Source organism: Cricetibacter osteomyelitidis (genome assembly GCF_004340985.1).
Classification (GTDB): domain Bacteria; phylum Pseudomonadota; class Gammaproteobacteria; order Enterobacterales; family Pasteurellaceae; genus Cricetibacter; species Cricetibacter osteomyelitidis.
The window spans coordinates 38,355-60,152 of sequence record NZ_SLYB01000014.1 but is presented as its reverse complement, the minus strand read 5'-3'; the positions used below and the strand labels follow the sequence as shown (position 1 = coordinate 60,152).

The 21,798-nt window shown below is 42.0% G+C and carries 17 protein-coding genes; 6 read left to right on the top strand and 11 right to left on the bottom strand.

The genetic code is table 11. The features are described 5' to 3' along the window. Position 1 precedes the first annotated feature (1 nt). Genes bioC through EDC44_RS07930 form a run of 5 tightly spaced genes read right to left on the bottom strand, consistent with a single transcriptional unit; the run spans position 2 to position 5,233 of the window. Positions 2–778, bottom strand: coding sequence for a malonyl-ACP O-methyltransferase BioC (bioC, locus tag EDC44_RS07950; RefSeq protein WP_131977114.1), 777 nt, complete (start codon positions 776–778; stop codon positions 2–4). A gap of 8 nt (positions 779–786) precedes the next feature. Next, positions 787–1,431: a pimeloyl-ACP methyl esterase BioG family protein gene (locus EDC44_RS07945; RefSeq protein WP_131977112.1), complete on the bottom strand. Its 645-nt coding sequence runs from the start codon at positions 1,429–1,431 to the stop codon at positions 787–789. Next, positions 1,428–2,591 (bottom strand): 8-amino-7-oxononanoate synthase, encoded by a 1,164-nt coding sequence (locus tag EDC44_RS07940; protein WP_131977110.1) that lies wholly within the window; start codon positions 2,589–2,591, stop codon positions 1,428–1,430. The genes EDC44_RS07945 and EDC44_RS07940 overlap by 4 nt, the downstream gene beginning before the upstream one ends. Continuing rightward, positions 2,584–3,873 carry an adenosylmethionine--8-amino-7-oxononanoate transaminase gene (bioA, locus tag EDC44_RS07935; protein WP_165870244.1) on the bottom strand — a complete coding sequence of 430 codons (1,290 nt, stop codon included), beginning with the start codon at positions 3,871–3,873 and terminating at the stop codon, positions 2,584–2,586. The genes EDC44_RS07940 and bioA overlap by 8 nt, the downstream gene beginning before the upstream one ends. Before the next feature lie 37 nt (positions 3,874–3,910). Next, positions 3,911–5,233 carry a cation:proton antiporter gene (locus EDC44_RS07930; RefSeq protein ID WP_131977106.1) on the bottom strand — a complete coding sequence of 441 codons (1,323 nt, stop codon included), beginning with the start codon at positions 5,231–5,233 and terminating at the stop codon, positions 3,911–3,913. Between the two features lie 96 nt (positions 5,234–5,329). Between EDC44_RS07930 and EDC44_RS07925 the strand changes: the two genes are divergently transcribed. The 5 genes from EDC44_RS07925 (at position 5,330) to parC (ending at position 12,178) form a co-directional block, all read left to right on the top strand. Next, positions 5,330–6,187, top strand: coding sequence for an endonuclease/exonuclease/phosphatase family protein (locus EDC44_RS07925; RefSeq protein ID WP_131977104.1), 858 nt, complete (start codon positions 5,330–5,332; stop codon positions 6,185–6,187). After that, positions 6,184–6,888, top strand: a complete 705-nt coding sequence (locus EDC44_RS07920) for a YwiC-like family protein (protein ID WP_131977102.1) — start codon at positions 6,184–6,186, stop codon at positions 6,886–6,888. The genes EDC44_RS07925 and EDC44_RS07920 overlap by 4 nt, the downstream gene beginning before the upstream one ends. Positions 6,889–7,177: 289 nt before the next feature. Further along, a complete protein-coding gene (gene parE / locus EDC44_RS07915; RefSeq protein ID WP_131977100.1) occupies positions 7,178–9,076 on the top strand; it encodes a DNA topoisomerase IV subunit B in 1,899 nt (632 codons plus the stop codon). 207 nt (positions 9,077–9,283) lie between these two features. Continuing rightward, positions 9,284–9,904: a LysE/ArgO family amino acid transporter gene (locus EDC44_RS07910; protein ID WP_131977098.1), complete on the top strand. Its 621-nt coding sequence runs from the start codon at positions 9,284–9,286 to the stop codon at positions 9,902–9,904. Positions 9,905–9,922: 18 nt separating this feature from the next. Further along, the gene (gene parC / locus EDC44_RS07905; RefSeq protein WP_131977096.1) at positions 9,923–12,178 is read left to right on the top strand and encodes a DNA topoisomerase IV subunit A; all 2,256 of its coding nucleotides are present in this window, start codon (positions 9,923–9,925) and stop codon (positions 12,176–12,178) included. A 49-nt stretch (positions 12,179–12,227) separates the two neighbouring features. Here parC and EDC44_RS07900 read toward each other — a convergent pair whose 3' ends face one another. Continuing rightward, positions 12,228–12,569: a YegP family protein gene (locus EDC44_RS07900; protein ID WP_131977094.1), complete on the bottom strand. Its 342-nt coding sequence runs from the start codon at positions 12,567–12,569 to the stop codon at positions 12,228–12,230. A 101-nt stretch (positions 12,570–12,670) separates the two neighbouring features. On the opposite strand from EDC44_RS07900, the gene ycaO reads away from it, so the two are divergent. After that, positions 12,671–14,431, top strand: coding sequence for a 30S ribosomal protein S12 methylthiotransferase accessory factor YcaO (gene ycaO / locus EDC44_RS07895; protein WP_131977092.1), 1,761 nt, complete (start codon positions 12,671–12,673; stop codon positions 14,429–14,431). Positions 14,432–14,476: 45 nt separating this feature from the next. Here the strand turns inward: ycaO and nirK are convergent, their stop codons facing one another. The 5 genes from nirK to EDC44_RS07870 all read right to left on the bottom strand — a co-directional run bounded on the left by nirK (position 14,477) and on the right by EDC44_RS07870 (position 21,749). After that, entirely contained in the window at positions 14,477–15,559 is a 1,083-nt protein-coding gene (nirK, locus tag EDC44_RS07890; protein WP_424276105.1) for a copper-containing nitrite reductase, read from the bottom strand. Positions 15,560–15,599: 40 nt separating this feature from the next. Beyond that, positions 15,600–16,835: a 2-oxoglutarate dehydrogenase complex dihydrolipoyllysine-residue succinyltransferase gene (gene odhB, locus EDC44_RS07885; protein ID WP_131977090.1), complete on the bottom strand. Its 1,236-nt coding sequence runs from the start codon at positions 16,833–16,835 to the stop codon at positions 15,600–15,602. Between the two features lie 84 nt (positions 16,836–16,919). Then, the gene (sucA, locus tag EDC44_RS07880; protein WP_131977088.1) at positions 16,920–19,727 is read right to left on the bottom strand and encodes a 2-oxoglutarate dehydrogenase E1 component; all 2,808 of its coding nucleotides are present in this window, start codon (positions 19,725–19,727) and stop codon (positions 16,920–16,922) included. A 244-nt stretch (positions 19,728–19,971) separates the two neighbouring features. After that, positions 19,972–21,108: a molecular chaperone DnaJ gene (dnaJ, locus tag EDC44_RS07875; protein ID WP_131977086.1), complete on the bottom strand. Its 1,137-nt coding sequence runs from the start codon at positions 21,106–21,108 to the stop codon at positions 19,972–19,974. A 32-nt stretch (positions 21,109–21,140) separates the two neighbouring features. Beyond that, entirely contained in the window at positions 21,141–21,749 is a 609-nt protein-coding gene (locus EDC44_RS07870; RefSeq protein WP_131977084.1) for a hypothetical protein, read from the bottom strand. Between the last annotated feature and the right edge of the window lie 49 nt (positions 21,750–21,798).

Here is a 21,798-nt window from a genome sequence, read left to right as displayed (position 1 = left end):
ATTAATGCTCATTTTTCTTGCGTGCCAAACAGAATATAGGCGAATACGTTAATGAATATTGCCCGTCCTGCTCATGGGAAGTGCGGTAGTTTTTTTCGTAATTTTCACAGAACGCTTTCAACTTTCCTTTTGTCCATTGCTGCTGATGGGTTGCCGTTACTCCGCTTTGTTTGAGATGCTGCAACACCGCCATGGGAGAAGAAAAAGATAAAATAATATCCTGTTGTGAAAGATGTAAAATATCAAAATTTTTATTTAACCACATTTCCCATAGTTCAATACTCGGATAATCTAATCCGATTCCGGTCAATGTTTTGATTTCAAATAAATTTTTTGGCGAAAACACATTAAATAGCAATAATCCCTTTTCCTTTAAATGTGCCGCACACCATTGTAAAAAGGTTTGTTTATGATGAAACCATTGGATCGCCGAAGCCGCTGCAATAAGATCAAATTGTTGTTCCAGTAATAAATGCTCTGCATCACCGCAATAAAATCGGAAAGATTGACCGTCCAACAAAGGCGTAATAAATGCTTCCGTCTGACAAAGATCATTAATCGCCCATTGTTGCACAGTAAAATGTTGTATTAATAAGCGGGTTAAATCCCCCGTGCCGCAACCGATTTCCAATACTTCGGCAAAATGGCTCTGTTGCGTATCGGTGAGTAATTCACATAGTCGAGTGTTGATCTGTTTTTGCACGATAGCCTGATGATCATAATGAGTTAAGGCGGATGAAAATCTCTGTTTCACATATTTTTTATCAACGAAGCTCATTGTGTTTCTCAAAATAATTGTTCCCAGCAATGATATTCTGCAAGCAGATAATGGGCTTTATCCACCGGTGAAATTACTGTTCGATTGGTCCAATATGCCTGTTGGTTTTCCGCCGGAAAAATACGATCCTGTAAGCCGATAATAGCTTTTGTCCATTGTATTTTGTCCGTTTCGTTATGTTTTTGCAAAAAGCCATAAAGTGCGGTTAATTCCGAGAGAATTTCCTCATCCGAACGTTGTCCGTTAAGCTGTTGATATTGGGTGAAATTTTGTTTATCACCGCACATTCTGCGTTCAAATTTAGTGCGGGTTACCGCATTTAAACCGCTTAATGTACCTTCAAAAATTGCTTTTGGAATACCGAATTGATCGTCACAAGGCAATGCCGTACCATTAATCGCCGTAGCCGAAAGTAGCGGTAATTTTGTCATCGTCTGTTCGGCAACCCAAACACCCATTGACCAAGCCACTAATCGGATATGCTCATAAGCTAAAAAATCAAAGGCTAAATCTAAATTCCGATAGTCATAACAAAGCAATAAATCATAACCTTGCGGTAATGCCAAGTGTTCCACCGCACTCACCGGTGTGCCCCAGCCGGCAAAATAGACGATTAAATCAGGTTGTTGAGATGAGATCAGTTTTGTTTTCATAAATGATTTTCCAATAATACGGCAATAAAGCTATTCAGTTCGTCAAATGTCATGTCTGCGGTTAAAGATAAACGAATCCTTGATGTACCGTGCGGCACTGTGGGCGGGCGGATCGGCAAACAATAATAACCTTGCCGTTGCAAAGCCAGTGCTTTTTCCACCGTTTTTTGATTATCCCCTAAAATGTAAGGCACAATATAACTTTCGCTCGGCATTTTGCATTGTAACCGTTCGCTTAAAACAGAACGCAAATGTTCGCTTAAAGCGGTCAAATGACGACGTTGTTCGCCCAGTTGCGGTAAACGTTCGAATAAAAAATAACTCCAAGCCACATTAAAAGGCGGTAACGCCGTTGAAAAAATCAATGGTCGCATTTTATTAATCAAATAATCTCTGAGAATGGCATCACACACCACATAAGCTCCCATTGATGCCAAGGCTTTACCGAATGTTCCCACTAACAGATCAATTTGTTCAATGCAATTTTGTTGTTCGGCAATGCCTAATCCGCTTTCACCGCAGGCACCGATAGCGTGGGCTTCATCCACATAAAGCATTACATTGCCAAAATGTTGTTTAAATTCCACCAATTTTTTCAGATCGCACATATCACCGTCCATACTGAAAAGGCTTTCGGTGACAATAATCATACGCTTAAAAGTGCGGTGATTTTTCTGCAAAATTTGCCGTAAATGTTCATAATCGTTATGACGATAGCGTTGAAATTCACAACCGCTTAAACGAATACCGTCAATCATACTGGCGTGAACTAATTTGTCTGCCACGATGAGTGTTTGTTTATCCGCTAAAGCGGGCAAAATGCCGATATTGGCGTGATAACCGCTGTTGAACAACAATGCGGCTTCCCGCTGAAAACGATGTGCAATTAATTTTTCCAAGTCATCATAAACGGGAAATGAACCGGTTAATAACCGTGAAGAAGATGAAGTGAAGTGCGGTAGATTTTCGCCGTATTTTTGTAAGAATTGTCGGCGTAATGCGTGGTCATTTGCCAATCCCAGATAATCGTTGGAAGACATATTCAACATTGATTGTCCGTTACGTTCAATATATTTTCCTTGGTGATTTAGCGTCGGAATTGAACGACATTGCCCGATAGCATTAAGTTCGATCAGATAATCGGCAAAATCTTTATTCATTATATTCGTCCTTAATTGCTGTGATTAATCCTTTGGTCAGCAAAGAAAGCTGTTCGGGTTCAATAATAAACGGCGGCATAATATACACTAAATGACTAAACGGTCGTACCCAAATTCCCTGTTCCACAAAACGCGGCTGCAAACTTGCAATATTCACCGGTTGCTGCATTTCAATCACACCGATGGCACCCAACACCCGTACTTCTTTCACACAATGAAACGAACCGGCAGGTTGCAGTTCCTGTGTCAGTTGTTGCTCAATTTGTTTGACTTTCTGTTGCCATTGGCTTTCCAATAAAAGATTAATGGATTCATTGGCGATGGCACAAGCCAGCGGATTCGCCATAAAAGTCGGCCCGTGCATAAAACATTTGGCTTCACCGGAACAAATGGTTTCGGCAATATGGGCGGTAGTAATCGTGGCAGACAACGTCAGATAACCGCCGGTTAGGGCTTTGCCTAAACAAATAATATCCGGTACAACATCTGCGTGTTCTAAGGCAAATAATTTTCCTGTGCGACCAAATCCCGTGGCAATTTCATCAAAAATCAGCAACACTCCGTATTGTTCGCATAAGGCTTTCGCTTTCACTAAATAAGCAGGCGAATAAAAATACATTCCTCCCGCCCCTTGAACGATGGGTTCTAAAATCAATGCTGCAATTTCTTGATGCTTTTGAGCTAACAAATCCGCCAGAGGTTGAATAGCGTTATCATCCCATTGTTGATGAAATTTGACTCCGGGTTGCGGAAGAAAATATTGAATAGGCAGACTTTGGGAAAATAAATTATGCATTCCGGTAACCGGATCGCACACTGACATTGCGTGCCATGTATCACCGTGGTAGCCGGAACGGATAGTAGCAAATTTATAGCGGGAAAATTCCCCTTTGGCCTGTTGATATTGAATCGCCATTTTCATCGCGACTTCCACCGCAACGGAACCACTATCGGCAAAAAAGATTTTATCCAGAGCTTGCGGTAAAAGTGCGGTGAGATTTTGTGCCAATTTCACTGCCGGATCATGAGTAAAACCGCCGAACATAATATGGCTCATTTGACTTAATTGTGCGGTTGCTGCGGCATTTAAACGGGGATGATTATAACCGTGTAACGCCGCCCACCAAGAAGACATTCCGTCAATAAGTTTTTGGCCGTTTTTTAAAGTAATAATCACACCGTCCGCACGTTCTACGGTATACATCGGCATCTTTGATCCGATAGACGAATAAGGATGCCAAATATGTTGATGATCAAAAGCGAGTATTTGTTGTTCTGTCAAATTCATAACGTAATTCTATTTTGTTACTTCTCAGCCACTAATGTGATGATTTTTCCACTTGTTCACTGCTTCGTAGATATTCTTCACGATTCGGATCGACGGTTTTTGATTTTTGAATCATCGGTTCAATAGTAATGCCTTGCACCAGAATCGAGAACATGACCACCGCATAGGTTACGACCAACAGTAAATCCCGCACATCCGTACCGTCGCCGATAAAGGCAGCACCGCTTGGAACGGATAATGCCATTGCCATTGATAAACCGCCGCGTAATCCGCCCCAAGTCAATATTTTCAAAGTATAAGGGTTATAGGTTCTAAAACGCTGCATTGCTTGGAACGGAATCCATAAGCTGATATAACGTGCCGCCAAACAAATAGGAATGGCTAATAACATTAAAATAAAGCCTTTGAAAGTGAAATCCACCAACAATAAAGCAAAACCGATGAGGAAAAACAGTAATGAATTTAAAAAATGATCAATCATTTCCCAGAAATGATCGAGATAACGCTGGCTTTGTTCGGAAAAGCCTTTTTGACGAGTCCAGTTTCCCACCATAATCCCCGCAACCACCATCGCTAATGCACCAGAAACGTGTAATAAACCGGCAAGCATAAAACCTGCGGTCGGCACGGTTAAAGTTAATAAAATCTCCAAACTACCGTCATCCGTATTGGAAATAAGCACATGAGCCACGAAGCCCAATACCAAACCGAATAAAATACCGCCTACGGCTTCATGTAAAAACAAACTGATAATACGACCAAAAGTCGGTTCTTGACCGCTAAATGCAACGGTCAAAACGGTAATAAAAACGACTAAACCTACACCGTCATTAAATAAAGACTCCCCTTCCACCTGCATTGAAAGGCGTTTCGGTGCCCGTAAATTTTTAATAATCGCCAATACGGCAATCGGGTCGGTAGGTGAAATTAAAGCACCGAATAATAAACAATAAATAAAATCAATGCCCATTCCAAGCAAATTTGCCACAAAATAAATTAACAATCCGACAATAAATGAGGAGGCTAAGGTTGAAAAGAGAGCAAAAGTGGTGATTTCCCATTTTTGATCTTTCATCACCGGCAACTTAATACCTAATGCTCCCGCAAATAATAAGAAACCCAGAATCCCGTTTAATAAAAAACTTTTGAAATCGAGCTGCTTCATTACATTAGTCGCAATATCATCTAAGTTGAACAGATTGAAATATCCCAGAATCAATAGCAACATCGAACCAATCATCGCAGAAGCGGTAATGGCAATGGTAGATTGAATTCTGTCATTGATTTTACGAGTAATAAACGCAAGCAAAATCGCCATGGCGGATAAAAAGCAAATATAGGTGTAAATGCTCATAAAATGACCTTAATTAATTTTGAGCTTTTGGAAATGATGTGTAGTATAAGTAAACTTCATTTCTTTATAAAGGCATAAATCCGGAAATACACAAAAATGCGTAAAATTCCTTTATTTTTAACCGCACTTTTGGCGGTACTATTATCGGTAATCGGTTATCTTTACTTTTCTATTTCGTTATTTTCACCAGCAAAAGTCACAACGTCACTAGATTATACTATAAACAAATCATCAGATTCTTTTCAATGTTATCAAACAGATAAATCAGTTTCGCCATTTACATCACAAGAATTTAATATTGTTGTGTGGAATATTCACAAAGGCAGTGATCCGGGTTGGCAATCCGCATTACGGCAATATGCTGAAAAAGCCGATTTTTTATTGTTGCAAGAAGTGACGAATCAACAGAATATTCAGCAGCTTATAAATTTTCCTACATCAATTTATGTGTCCGCATTTTCTTATCGAAAACGCGAATCCGGTGTTAATTTATTATCCAAAACCGCCCCTCATTATTTCTGTGCCGGTTCGGAACAAGAACCTTGGATTATCATTCCAAAAGTGGGTGTTGCCGCAGCCTATCCTTTAACCAACGGAGAATCTTTACTGATAGTTAATTTGCATTTAGTCAATTTCGAATGGACACCGACCAACTACAAAAATCAGCTTACTCCGATGATTAATCAAATCAGCCAACATAAGGGCCCGATTATTCTGGCCGGTGATTTTAATTCTTGGAATGATGGCAGAATTGAATTGCTTAATGATTTAACGACTAAAAATAATTTGCAGGAAGTCCAATTTACCGCCGATTATCGCTTGCAATTTTTATCCCATCCGTTAGATCATATTTACGTTCGCGGTTTAAATATTAAAGTAGCCACGACAACAAATACCGAATCTTCGGATCATAATCCGCTATTTGCGACATTTACGATTAAGGACAATCAATGAAATTATTAATATCCAATCAGCACGGCGCCATTGTGATGGCACTATTGCCTTTTTTATACGGTATGCTTTCCCGTTCACTTATTTGGCAGGATATATTTCTTTTATTAGCTTGGTGCTCGTTATACTTATTCACTTACCCGTTTTTCAGCCTGTTCAAAGGCAAAAATTTAGCAAAATATCAAAAATGGACATTCATCTACGGCATTGCAAGTGCGGTATTTTCTGTACCGGTTTTCCTCTATCATTGGCAAACCGTTTATGCCATTGTCGCCATGTTGCCTTTTAGTGCCCTTTCAATTTATTTTGTAAAGAAAAAAGATGAGCGTAATTTACTCAATGATTTTGCCGGCATTGCGATTTTCGCCATCGCCGGAATTATGGCTTATGAATTTAATCATCCGCTGGATCTTCATGCGATCAATATTGCACTTTACCCGTCATTATTTTTCATCGGTACGACATTGTATGTAAAATCCAGTATGCGTGAACGGAAAAACCCGAAATATTATTATGTTTCATTGCTGTTTCATGTTGCCTGCCTGTTGCTGTGTGCAGCATTACAACATTGGTGGTTAACGGGGGCATTTATTATTGCATTGATTCGAGCTTATTGGTTGCCACGGCAAAAATTATCAGTCAAACAAATCGGCTTAATCGAAATGGTTGTATCCTTACTCTTTTTTATCGCATTATTAATTTAATAAAAACATTATTAATAATTATCATTTAATACAAAGTGCTTTTGCTCGATTTCACACCATTGGAAATATTGATTATCCGTTTTACTATCGGTTTTTAGTGCTGCGGTTGATTTATCCGAAAAAATCAGTTGGCAACAAGAACTGTTTTTCGTTATAGCAGGATTAGCTAAAATTCTGCCGAAATTCACCGCACTTCATCCCATCATTAGCCAAAATCACCTGACTTTTAAAGCAAAAAACGATATACTTCCAGAAATTTTGTTTATTCGATTTTACTGTAAATAACACTATGTCAACCAATTATCAAGCTCAAGATTTAACCGTATTAAAAGGCTTAGAACCTGTTCAGCAACGACCAGGGATGTACACCGACACCACCCGTCCGAACCACTTAGGTCAGGAAGTCATCGATAACAGTGTGGATGAAGCCTTGGCGGGCTTCGCCACTAAAATTGATGTGATTTTATATCCTGATCAATCCCTTGAAGTGATCGATAACGGCCGTGGTATGCCGGTCGATATTCACCCGGTGGAAAAAATATCCGGAGTGGAATTAATTCTCACCAAACTGCACGCCGGTGGTAAATTCTCCAATAAAAACTACTCTTTCTCCGGCGGCTTGCACGGTGTGGGGATTTCCGTAGTAAATGCTTTATCGGACATGGTAAAAGTTACCGTAAAACGCGACGGGCAAATTCACGAAATCGCCTTTTCCAACGGTGAAAAAACTAAAGAATTAGAAGTCATCGGCACTTGCGGCCGCCGCAATACGGGCACTACCGTCCATTTTCACCCAAACCCGAAATATTTTGACTCGGTGAATTTTTCCGTTACCCGCTTGCGGCATTTATTACGTGCCAAAGCGGTGCTTTGTCCGGGTTTGGAAATCAAATTCATTGATAAAGTTAATAACACCGAGGAAAGTTGGCTGTACCAAGACGGTTTGTCCGATTATTTAACCGAATCCGTTCAAGGCTTTACTACCTTACCGGAAACGCCGTTTATCGGCGAATTTAAAGGCGATACGGAAGAAGTCAGCTGGGCGTTGTGCTGGCTGACGGAAGGCGGCGAATTAACCGCAGAAAGCTATGTGAATTTAATCCCGACCCCATTAGGCGGTACGCACGTGAACGGTTTACGCCAAGGTTTGCTTGATGCAATGCGGGAATTTTGTGAATTTCGCAATTTATTGCCGCGCGGCGTAAAACTTACCGCCGATGACATTTGGGATCGCTGTGCTTATGTGTTATCTCTCAAAATGCAGGATCCGCAATTTGCCGGACAAACCAAAGAGCGTTTATCATCCCGTCAAAGTGCGGTGTTTATTTCCGGCGTTGTGAAAGATGCTTTCGGATTATGGTTAAACCAAAACGTGCAACTGGCCGAACAGTTGGCAGAAATGGCCATCAGTTCCGCTCAACGTCGTTTGCGTGCAGCAAAAAAAGTAGTACGTAAAAAATTAGTCAGCGGCCCTGCTCTGCCGGGCAAATTAGCGGATTGTACCCAACAAGATTTGGAACGCACAGAGCTGTTTTTAGTGGAAGGTGATTCTGCGGGCGGTTCGGCAAAACAGGCTCGCGACCGTGAATATCAAGCAATTTTGCCGTTGCGTGGTAAGATTTTAAATACTTGGGAAGTGAGTTCCGAACAAGTATTGGGTTCGGAAGAAGTTCATAATATTGCCGTCGCTTTAGGGATCGACCCCGACAGTGATGATTTGAGCCAGTTGCGTTATGGTAAAGTTTGTATTCTCGCCGATGCAGATTCCGACGGTCTGCATATTGCGACGTTACTGTGTGCATTGTTTTTGCGTCATTTCCCGAAATTGGTGCAAGAAGGTCACGTTTTTGTGGCAATGCCGCCGTTATACCGTATTGATTTAGGTAAAGAAGTTTTTTATGCGCTAGACGAAGGCGAGAAAGAAGGTATTTTGGAGCGTTTGAAATCTAAACGGGGCAAGCCAAATGTACAGCGTTTTAAAGGTTTGGGCGAGATGAATTCACCGCAGTTACGTGAGACGACAATGGATCCGAATACGCGTCGTTTGGTGCAGTTAACGTTTGAGCCGGATCAGGATGAAAATCAAGAAACCTTTGAACTGATGGATATGTTGCTAGCCAAGAAGCGTTCGGAAGATCGTAAAAATTGGTTACAGGCAAAAGGCGATCAGCTGGAATTGGCGGTTTAGTCCGTTTCGCCTGACGGTAGTAAGCATACTTCTTTTCGACGAACATGAAATTAATAATACCGGTGCACTTTTAATATCAACTTTTTCATCAAGGATATTGTGAGGTTGTAAGGTGAAAATGTTTTAACATAATCGATGCCTCTTAGTAAACAGCTAAAACATATTAAAAGATTTCAATATATTATTCAATTTTAAAGAGAAAAATAAATGGAAACCATACTTCAAGGTTTTTTAGTGACTAGCGGGTTGATTGTTGCCATTGGAGCGCAAAATGCGTTTGTATTGAAGCAGGGGTTATTGAAACAGAATACATTTTTAATCGCATTGACCTGTTTTTTATGCGATTTTGTGCTGATGAGCATCGGTGTGTTGGGTATGGGGTCGCTCATCAGCAGTAACCCAACGGCATCATTGGTATTGGCGATTGTCGGTGCGGTATTTTTGTTTGTGTATGGTTTGCGTTCTTTTATTTCCGCTTATCGCGGCAAAAGTGTGCTGGCGATGGATAATTCTCAGTCAAAACAGACCGCACTTAAAGCTGTGTTGCTGACTTTAGCCGTCACCTTGCTGAACCCGCACGTTTATATTGATACCGTGATGATTCTCGGCAGTATCGCCGGGACATTGAGCCAATCGGACAAAATACTGTTTCTAATCGGTGGCCTGCTCACTTCCGCCTTATGGTTTTTAAGTTTAGCCTACGGCGCACGATTGCTAATTCCACTTTTCCGACGTCCGTTTGTATGGCAGGTGTTGGATTTCATCATCGGCATTGTGATGTGGCTGATTGCAGCAAGTTTAGTAAAATATACAATAACGTTAAATTAATAAGATATTGACGAAAAAATGGAAAACAAAATAACCTACGACGGCGTTGAACAAATGCCGCTTCGCACTTTTACCGAAAGTGCTTATCTCAACTACTCTATGTATGTCATCATGGACAGAGCATTACCTTTTATCGGCGACGGCTTGAAACCTGTGCAACGCCGCATTGTCTATGCTATGTCCGAGCTCGGTTTAAATGCCAGTGCGAAATACAAAAAATCCGCCCGTACCGTGGGGGACGTATTGGGTAAATTCCACCCGCACGGCGATAGTGCCTGCTATGAAGCCATGGTACTGATGGCACAGCCTTTCTCTTATCGCTATCCGTTAGTTGACGGACAAGGCAACTGGGGAGCACCGGATGATCCTAAATCTTTCGCCGCCATGCGTTATACGGAATCCCGCCTGTCTAAAATTTCCGAAATTCTGCTTACAGAACTCGGACAAGGCACGGTGGATTATCAACCGAACTTCGACGGAACATTAGAAGAACCGCAATATCTACCTGCCCGCCTGCCGCATATTTTACTCAACGGTACAACCGGTATTGCAGTGGGTATGGCAACGGATATTCCGCCGCATAACATCAACGAAATGGCTGATGCTGCCGTGAAGTTATTGGATAATCCTAATGCCACGTTAAGCGATATACTGAATATCGTACAAGGTCCGGACTATCCGACGGAAGCAGAAATTATCTCTCCGAAAACCGAAATTCAAAAAATTTATGAAACCGGCCGCGGCTCTATCAAAATGCGTGCGGTGTGGAAAAAAGAAGACGGCGAAATTGTGATCACTGCATTCCCGCATCAGGCTTCACCGTCTAAAATTATGGCTCAACTGGGCGATATGCTGAACAATAAAAAACTGCCGATGGTAGAAGATATCCGTGACGAATCCGATCAGGACAACCCGACCCGTTTGGTTATCGTACCGCGTTCCAACCGTGTGGATACCGATGCGCTGATGAGCCATTTATTTGCTTCCACAGATTTGGAAAAAAACTATCGTATCAATATGAATATGATTGGTCTTGATAACAAACCGGCAGTCAAAAACCTATTGCAAATTCTCGCAGAATGGCTAACTTTCCGCCGCACCACGGTTACTCGCCGTTTGCGTTATCGTTTAGATAAAGTATTATCTCGACTACATATTTTAGAAGGTTTGATGATTGCTTTCTTAAATATTGATGAAGTGATCCATATTATCCGCAACGAAGACGAACCAAAACCTATGTTAATGGCTCGTTTTAATTTGTCGGATGAACAAGCTGAAGCTATTTTGAACCTGCGTTTGCGTCATTTAGCTAAATTGGAAGAACATGAACTGCAAGCGGAAAAAGATAAACTGGAAGAAGAGCGGTTGAATTTGGAACAGATTTTAGGTTCAGAACGCCGTTTGAATACGCTGCTCAAAAAAGAGATCCAACAAGATGCCAAAACTTACGCCAGTCCGCGTCGTTCGCCGATTGTGGAGCGAGAAGAAGCTAAAGCTATTGCTGAAAGTGATATGACTCCGGCAGAACCGGTAACCGTAATATTATCGGAAATGGGCTGGGTACGTTGTGCCAAAGGCCACGACATTGATGCCAAAGGCTTGAACTATAAAGCAGGCGATAACTACTTGCAGCACGCTTACGGCAAGAGCAATCAGCCTGTGGTATTTATGGACAGTACAGGTAGAAGTTACGCTTTAGATCCACTGAGTCTGCCCTCTGCCCGTTCGCAAGGTGAACCATTAACCGGAAAACTCACCTTACCTGCCGGTGCAACAGTAGAACAAGTGTTAATGGAAAGTGAAAACCAACCGTTGCTGTTTGCTTCCGATGCGGGCTACGGTTTTATCGGCAAATTTGAAGATTTGATCGCTCGCAATAAAGCCGGTAAAGCCGTGTTAAGTTTGCCTGAAAATGCTAAAGCCTTACCAATCCAAAAAATCGAAAATTCCACCGCACTTTTAGTGGCCATTACCTCTGCGGGCAGAATGTTGATTTTCCCTGTGGCAGATTTACCGGCACTCAGCAAAGGTAAAGGCAATAAAATCGTCACTATTCCTGCGGCTGCCGCAAAAGCCCGCACGGAATTATTGGCTAAATTGTTACTGATTTCCGAAAACGCTAGCTTGGTATTCCATTCCGGCAAACGAAAAATCACCTTAAAACCGGAAGATCTACAAAAATTCCGTGCTGAACGCGGGAGAAAAGGTTCGGCGTTACCAAGAGGCTTACATTCCAATGTCGATATTGAAGTGATTGAGGCGGAAATTAAATGATAAAAAGGCGTACCAAGTGTACGCCTTAAATTCAGAATAAACGCCTTAATTATTCGGCTGTTATATCTTTAATCGTCGTTGTGGCTGCATTATTCATCACAGATTTTACGCCGTTTTGAGCGGCTGCCTGAGATGAATAATATTCGCTACGACCGATTTCTTGGTGGTTTGCCGCTTTTAAAATAAAATACGGTTCGCCGTTTTTATTTTCTCTAAATTCAAAATTCTTTTCATCAACACCGTTTTTTTGAACTGATGCAATGCCGTTTTCTGCCGAAGCACGGGTTTTGTACAATTCGCTAGTTAAAATAACCTGGCTGTTTGCTGCTTTTAAGTTGAACATAAACTGACCGTTTTTAGCTTGTTTGAGTTCATACCATCCTAATGCCATAATATTTTCCTTTTTAAGTTATGAATTACCAACATATTAGACTTGCTCAAAATAAAAAAGTTCCCTATTATGCCTGCGATATTTTATTTTAAGGATCAAAAATGACTGAACAAACTTTTATTCTCGGAAAAGATGCGGCATTGGAAGACAGCATCGCAAAATTTCAACAAAAACTGACCGCACTTGGCTTTAATATTGAAGAAGCGTCTTGGCTCAATCCCGTGCCGAATGTATGGTCGGTGCATGTGCGTGATGCCGATTGTCCGCAATGTTTTGCTAACGGCAAAGGTGCAAGTAAAAAAGCGGCGTTGGCCTCTGCTTTGGGCGAATATTTTGAACGTCTTTCCACCAACTATTTCTTTTCTGATTTCTATCTCGGTCAAGATATTGCGAATGGTGATTTCGTGCATTATCCAAACGAAAAATGGTTCCCGATTACCGACGATTTTCAACTGCCGGAAGGTATTTTAAATGATGATTTATTGGAATATTACGATCCGAACGGCGATATCACACCGGAATTATTGGTGGATTTACAATCGGGCAATTACGATCGCGGCATTGTGGCAATGCCTTATATTCGCCAGTCTACCCAAGAAGTCACCTATATTCCGCAAAGCGTTATCGCCAATTTATATGTGTCTAACGGAATGTCTGCCGGTAACACCAAATACGAAGCCCGCGTACAAGGTTTATCGGAAGTATTCGAACGCTATGTGAAAAACAAAATTATCGCCGAAGCCATCAGCCTGCCGGAAATTCCTGCGGATGTGATTGCACAATATCCGTCAATCAAGGCATCTATTGATAAACTGGAAATAGAAGGCTTCCCGATTTTATCTTATGATGCATCCTTGGGCGGTAAATATCCGGTAATTTGTGTAATTTTACTGAATCCAAATAACGGTACTTGCTTTGCTTCTTTCGGAGCACATCCGAATTTCCAAGTGGCATTTGAGCGTACGGTAACGGAATTATTGCAAGGTCGCAGCCTAAAAGATTTGGATGTATTCACACCGCCATCATTTAACAATGATGATGTGGCAGAACACGCTAATTTGGAAACTCACTTCATCGACTCCAGCGGTTTGATCTCGTGGGATTTATTCAAAAAACAAGCAGATTATGATTTTGTACATTGGGATTTCTCCGGCACGACTCATGAAGAATACGATAATCTAATGTCAATCTTTAATGCGGAAGGTAAAGAAGTGTACATTATGGATTACAATCACTTAGATGTGTATGCCTGCCGTATTATCGTGCCGGGAATGTCAGATATTTATCCGGCAGACGATTTGGTTTATGCCAATAATAATATGGGGATGGACTGGCGTGAAATTCTGTTAGATTTACCGCACTTCCACCACAACAAAGAAACCTATCGGGAATTATTGTCCGAATTGGACGAGCAAGGCATTGATGATGCCATCCGGGTACGTGAATTTATCGGTGTCGTTGCACCACCAAAATCCGGCTGGACAACCTTGCGTATCGGTGAATTAAAATCAATGCTATGCTTGGCTTTAGGTGAATTGGAATTGGCGTTAGAATGGGCGGAATGGGCAATGAATATGAACAGTTCCGTATTCACCGCTGATCGTGCCAACTACTATCGTTGCTTGATTCAATCCTTAGAATTATTCTTAGATAAAAACCGTGACCCGGCACAATATCGTGCAGTATTTGAACGTATGTACAGCAAAAGTGCGGTAGAATTTGCCTGGAATGCTATTCAAGGCGGCAATCCGTTTTATGATCTGTTGGCTGATGATGAACATCTGCAACAATTCACCGCTCACCAAAAATTACTGGCCGCTTACGCAAAACTGCAAAAAGCGAAACGGGAAAATTGGAAATAACCAATAAACATATCCCCCGAATTATCGGGGGATATTTTTATGTCGCTATTTAATTAATGATTGATAAGGCTCCGTTTTAATCCGCCCTTCGAATAATTCTAAGTTTGGTTCGCCATCCACCACAATTTCCCCCATTGCACCTTTCATTGAGCGGAACAGGCTGTGATCCACAAACATATATTTGCCCGGTGTCTGCATATTCAAATCAATAATGGTTGCACCGCCTGCGGGAATCAACGTGGTTTGTACATTATGATTCTGCACGCTGCCGCCTTCGACTTGAACATTATCCATTACTTTTCCCATAATGTGAAAGGATGATGCCAGATTCGGGCCGGCATTACCGACGAATAAACGAACTTTATCGCCCACTTTGGCTTTGAGGGCATTATTATCCAGCAACGTACCTGCATGACCGTTGAATACGACAAAATCCGGCTGTTCTGCCATTGCTTTTGCCATATCCATAGTAACAAGCCGCTCGTTATTTTGCGTGACCTTTTGCGACACGCTGGAATGGGGATCCGCACCGGATTCGTTAATATAAAATTCGTTTTGCACGATAAAATATTCTTTATCCGCTTTCGACAAGCCCTCTTTCGGTTCCACTAAAATTAAGCCGAACATCCCTTTCGATAAATGGATCGACGCAGAAGGCGTTGAACCGCAGTGATAAAGATACAACCCCGGATACACTGCTTTAAAGGCAAAAGTGGTCATTTTATTCGGCATTGTTTCACTGGCCTGCACACCGCCGTTTTGACCGCTGACCGCGTGGAAATCAATGCTGTGCGGCATGCGTGAAGTCGGCGGATTCGCCAACTTCACTTCCACCGTATCCCCTTCCCGCACTCGAATAAACGGTCCCGGTGTTGAACCGTTGAAGGTCCAGTATTTATAATCTACACCTTCGGTAATCGGCATAATTTTCTCTTGCACTTCCAAGTTCACCAACACGCGGGCAGGATAATTTCTCGTAATAGGTGCCGGCACATGAGGGGCAACAGTCAGTTCCGCTTCAATCACCGGCAGTTTTTGCGTTTGTGATGTTTGAGTGGATGTCGCCGACACGGTAGCCATTGCATTAAATGACAATGCCACACAAAAAGCCAATAACGTAGGTTTCAAAACTTTCATCAGATTTATCGCTCTTTTAATTTTCAACAACTTAAATTTCTAACAATAAACGTGTTGGATCTTCCAACAAGTCTTTCACCACTACCAAAAAACTCACGGATTCTTTGCCGTCAATTAAGCGGTGATCGTAAGACAAGGCCAAATACATCATCGGACGGATTTCCACTTTGCCGTCAATAGCAACCGGGCGCTCTTTAATAGCGTGCATCCCTAAAATAGCCGCTTGCGGCGGGTTGATAATCGGGGTAGACATTAAAGATCCGAATACACCGCCATTGGTAATAGTGAAATTACCACCAGTGAGATCTTCCACGGTTAATTTGCCGTCACGACCTTTCACCGCCAATTCTTTGATGGTTTTCTCGATTTCCGCCATACTGAGTTTATCGCAATTGCGGATCACCGGGGTTACCAAACCGCGCGGAGTCGAAACCGCGATACTAATATCAAAATAGTTGTGATACACAATATCATCGCCGTCAATAGATGCGTTGATTTCAGGGAAACGTTTCAAGGCTTCCACCACAGCTTTCACATAGAAAGACATAAAGCCCAACCGCACACCGTGTTGTTTTTCAAAACGATCGCTATATTTTTCCCGCAACTGCATAATCGGCTGCATATCCACTTCATTAAAAGTAGTGAGCATCGCCGTAGTATTTTTCGCTTCTAATAAACGCTCTGCAATACGTTTACGTAGGCGGGTCATCGGCACGCGTTTTTCATCGCGGTTTGCGACGGCATTATTCACACTTACAAATGAAAGTGCGGTTGGTTTTTCTTGTGTTTTTTCAGCCGTGTTTTCAACATTAGCTAAATGATTCAGCACATCTTCACGGGTAATACGTCCGCCTACACCTGTGCCTTTTACATCTGTACCGTCTAAATTATGTTCGGCTAATAAACGGCGGATACCCGGGCTTTGATCGTCTGCATTACGATTATCGTATTCGATATTGGCTTTTTGACGATCTGCAGGAGTCGGTTCAATATTTTTCTGCACACCGGCAGTGGTAATCACGCCTTCGCCGCCTGCCTGCAAAACGCCTAACAGCTGTTTACTAACTACCGTTGCCCCTTCACTTTGGGCAATTTCAGCAATCACACCATCCGCTTGAGCCGGCACTTCCAGCACGACTTTATCCGTTTCGATTTCCACGATAACTTCATCACGTTTCACCGCATCGCCCACTTTTTTATGCCAAGTTGCCACCGTTGCATCAGCAACGGACTCTGGTAAATCCGGAACTAAAATTTGTATGCTCATATTGTTTTCCTATATTTATAAAGTGCGGTGATTTTTTAAAAAATTTCACCGTTACACCTAAGTTTTACAGTTATTAATATTTTATTAAATCGTCAACGCATCAGCTACCAAAGCATTTTGCTGTTTGGTATGCAGTGACATATAGCCTACCGCCGGTGATGCGGATGCCGGTCGGCCGGCGTAACGCAATTTGGCGTTTTCCGGAATCGATACTTCAAAATTATGTTTGGAACAATACCATGCCCCTTGATTGAGCGGTTCTTCCTGACACCACACAAAATCGGTTACGTGTGCATAAGGTGCAAGAATCGCTTTCACATCATCATGCGGATAAGGATAAAGCTGTTCCAAACGGATAATGGCTACATCAATTTGATTATTCTGCCGGCGTTGTTCAAGCAAATCATAATACACTTTACCGGAACACATCACGACCCGCTTAACTTGTTTCGGATCCAGCTCGTCGATCTCGCCAATCACATTTTGGAATTGACCGTTAATTAAAGCATCTAGCGGCGACACTGCAAGCGGGTGACGTAAGAGGGATTTCGGTGAAATCGCTACTAACGGACGACGCATTTTCCGCAATGCCTGACGGCGTAGCATATGGTAAACCTGTGCCGGCGTACTTGGAATACATACCTGAATGTTTTGTTCCGCACAAAGCTGCAGATAACGTTCAACGCGGGCGGATGAGTGTTCCGGCCCTTGACCTTCATAGCCGTGCGGCAACAACATTACCAAACCACACATTCTACCCCATTTTTGCTCGCCGGAACTGATAAATTGGTCGATCACAATTTGTGCACCGTTGGCAAAATCACCAAACTGAGCTTCCCAGATGGTCAAGGTTTTCGGATCGGTAACGGCATAGCCGTATTCAAATGCCAACACGGCTTCTTCCGATAACACGGAATCCCACACTTCAAATTGACCTTGCTGTGCATGCAGATTATTTAATGGAATATATCCCGTTCCGTCATTTTGACTATGCACAACCGCGTGACGATGGAAAAACGTCCCCCGCCCCGCATCTTCGCCGGATAAACGGATTGGAATGCCCACATCTAACAACGTGGCATAAGCCATTGTTTCTGCCATCCCCCAATCCAGCAATTTATTGCCTTGTGCCATTGCTTTGCGGTCGCTGTAAATTTTTTCGACACGCGGATGCGGGCGGTGGTTTTCCGGATATTCGCTCACACGACGAGCTAATGCTGCGAAGCGTTCCGTGTCAAAACAGTTTTCATAAGGCGATTGCCAATCATGTTCAAGGTATTTCACCCAATCAACTTTTTCCATATCAATATCACGATATTCTTCGACTACTCGGTCACCTTTATCCAACGCATCGCGGTAGAAATTAATCATTTCCGTTTCTTGTTCGGCAGTCATTGTGCCTTCGGCAATCAAACGATCCGCATACACTTTACGCGGTGTCGGATGTTTTTTGATTAAGCTGTACATCATCGGCTGAGTGGCTAACGGTTCGTCCGCTTCATTATGTCCATGACGACGATAAGAAATTAAATCAATGAAAATATCTTGTTTGAATAACGTGCGGTATTCCACAGCCATTCGAGCGGCAAAGGCAACGGCTTCCGGATCGTCGCCGTTGACGTGAATGATCGGCGCTTGAATCATTTTAGCAATATCCGTACAGTATTCCGTAGAACGGGTATCATTCGGGTTAGATGTGGTAAAACCGATTTGGTTATTAATCACAATGCGGATACTGCCGCCGACGGTGTAGCCCCGTGCACCGGACATATTTAATGTTTCCTGCACCACGCCTTGTCCTGCCACCGCGGAATCACCGTGCACGGTAACGGCTAAGACTTTTTGACGGGTTTCATCATTGGTACGGGTCTGACGGGCACGCACTGAACCGATTACCACCGGACTGACAATTTCTAAATGTGACGGATTAAAAGCTAAAGATAAATGCACCGTGCCGCTGTCTGTGGCAAAATCTGATGAAAAACCTTGGTGATATTTTACATCGCCGGTACGGTCGCCACTGTGTTTGCCTGCAAATTCATCAAATAATTCTGCCGGTTTTTTACCTAATACGTTTACCAACATATTTAAACGACCGCGGTGTGCCATACCAATCACCACATCATTCACGCCTTGTTTGGCACCATGGCGGATGATTTCTTTCATCATCGGAATAAAAGCATCGGAACCTTCTAAAGAGAAACGTTTCGCACCGGGGAACTTCGCCCCCAGATAACGCTCAAGACCGTCCGCCGCAGTAAGTTCTTTAAGCAAATTCAATTTTTCTTGCGGAGTAAAGTGCGGTTGTGTCTGCCAACTTTCAATTTTGCGTTGCAACCAACGGCGTTGATCGATATTAGACACGTGCATAAATTCCAAACCGATTGTGCCGCAATAGGTTTCTTTCAATGCGACGGCTAATTCGCCTAAGGTCATGGTTTCTTTATCAAAAACATAACGCTTAATGTTAAAGGTTTCGTCTAAATCCGCATCGGTAAAACCGTGATAATGATAATCCAATTCCGCCAACACATAAGAGCGTTTCCAACGATAATAATTCAGCGGATCCAAATTAGCTTCCAAATGTCCGCGGAAACGGTGGGCATTCACCCATTGCAACAAACGCACCAGTTTTCCACTGGCTTCCGGATCAATAGCCGGAACTTCGCCTAAATGATGTTGTCGTGCTAACTTACGGAAATAATCTTTAACCTGGGAATGGGGTTGTTCAAGTGCGGTGGTTTTTGGCAACGTTTTGAAAATTTCATGCCAGCTTTCATCTACGCTGTTCGGATCTTCTAAATATTGTTCATAAATGTCTTCTACATAGGACTGATTTGCACCGCCTAATGCAGTGGTAGCCAACCAAGCAGAGAAATGATTATCTTGCATATTTACCCCTTGGATTTGTATTGCTTTGACTGAATTGATAGATTTTTCTATTATAAAAGCGATCTGTTTTTTTATATATAGGAATCGCTAGGTATTTTATTATTAAAGCTCAATCTGTTACAAATTTCCAACATTTAATCTATTTATGTAACGTTTTTTGTTGATTTTGTGACAGAGATCATATTTAGGCACAAAAAAAGAGTGGTTAAAGCATATTGCTATAACCACTCCTAATGTTTTCATTTTATTTCGTTAAATCGTCAAAGAATCTTTTTACACCGTCAAGAAAGCCTGAGGCTTTAGGGTGTTGTTTGCTTTGCCCTTCCAAACTTTCTTCCAGTTTGCGTAGTAATTCTTTTTGTTCATCGTTTAAATGAAGCGGGGTTTCTACGATGATTTTAACAATCAAGTCGCCGGCATAACCACTGCGTACTGCTGAAACGCCTTTGCCGCGCATACGGAATAATTTACCGGTTTGAGTTTCTGCCGGAATTTTCAGTTTCACGCGACCGTCTAACGTCGGCACTTCAATTTCACCACCCAATGCTGCCATTGTGAAGCTGATCGGCACTTCGCAATATAAATTACTGCCGTCCCGTTGGAAAATATGGTGTTCTTTAACATGGATCACCACATATAAATCCCCTGCCGGTGCAAAGTTTTCACCTGCTGCCCCTTCACCGCTCAAACGTAATTGATTACCGGTATCCACGCCTGCCGGAATTTTCACAGAAAGATTTTTCTTTTTATGAACACGTCCGTCACCATGACATTTTTTACAAGGTTTTTCAATTTTTTTGCCGCTACCGTGACAAGTTGGACAGACCATTTCCTGTACAAAGAAACCGGATTGACGGCGTACACGTCCGCTGCCGTGACAAGTCGGGCAGGTTTCTACTTTGCTGTCTTTTTCCCCACCACTGCCTTGGCAATGATCGCAGGTTGCCAAAGTATCTAATTGAATATCTTTGGTTGTGCCTTTAACGGCTTCTTCTAAGGTAATTTCCAAGTCATAGCGTAGATCTTCACCGCGTACCACACGCTGACGACCACGACCGCCACTACCGAACATATCGCTGAAAATATCACCGAAAATATCGCCGAAATCACCGCCACCGAATCCGCTAAAACCGCCAGCACCACCGAAACCTCCGTTTTCAAAGGCTGCGTGACCATATTGATCGTAGTTTGCCCGTTTTTCTTTATCCGCTAAAACTTCATAGGCTTCATTGATTTCTTTGAGTTTTTCTTCCGCGTCTTTATCACCCTTGGTACGGTCAGGGTGATATTTCATCGCCAACTTTTTATAGGCTTTTTTGATCTCGCGCTCATCTGCGGTTTTGCTTACGCCGAGAATTTCATAATAATCACGTTTTGCCATTTTGGTTCACTTCTATTTATTAATAAATGATATTATTTAATATTATGCATTTGTTTATAGATTTCTAATCGCTCACTAACCTCAAACTTTGCTGCCCGCTTAGAAGTACAAATACTATCGTAAGATCTATCTGCTAATTTTTGAGTGACTATAAATCCATTTTTAATGAAGCGTTTAAACTCTAATTTAATAGGTTCATCATTACCTTGAGTTGATGAATAAATGTTAAATATTTTAGCTTCTTCTCTCTTTAGAAAATCAGATTGTTGTATGTTTTCCCAAACGTCATGAAAGATAATCCGTTTGAAACTCACTGGTGTCAAATTATAGGTTAATTGATTGTTCTCTAAATGCCATTTACCTTTATTAATTCTCAGATATTTGAAAGGAGAACTAAAATAATCATTGATAGGTTTATTGAAAGTAATGCTACTTAATTGATGATCAAAAATATAATTTTCATCTTTCATCGAGCCATTAGCATCTAATTTCAATAAATCTACAGTACCTACCCCAAGATCTTTATACTCTGCTGTACAAGACCACTCCCCGACTAAATCATTAGCCGTTACCTGTTTTGTTGAATTAGAACAAGCGATGAGTAGAACACAGGATAAAGACGCTAAAATTAATTTTTTCATATTATTCATTCTCAAAGTACCGACATATTTTATACGCTAAAAGGGCGTA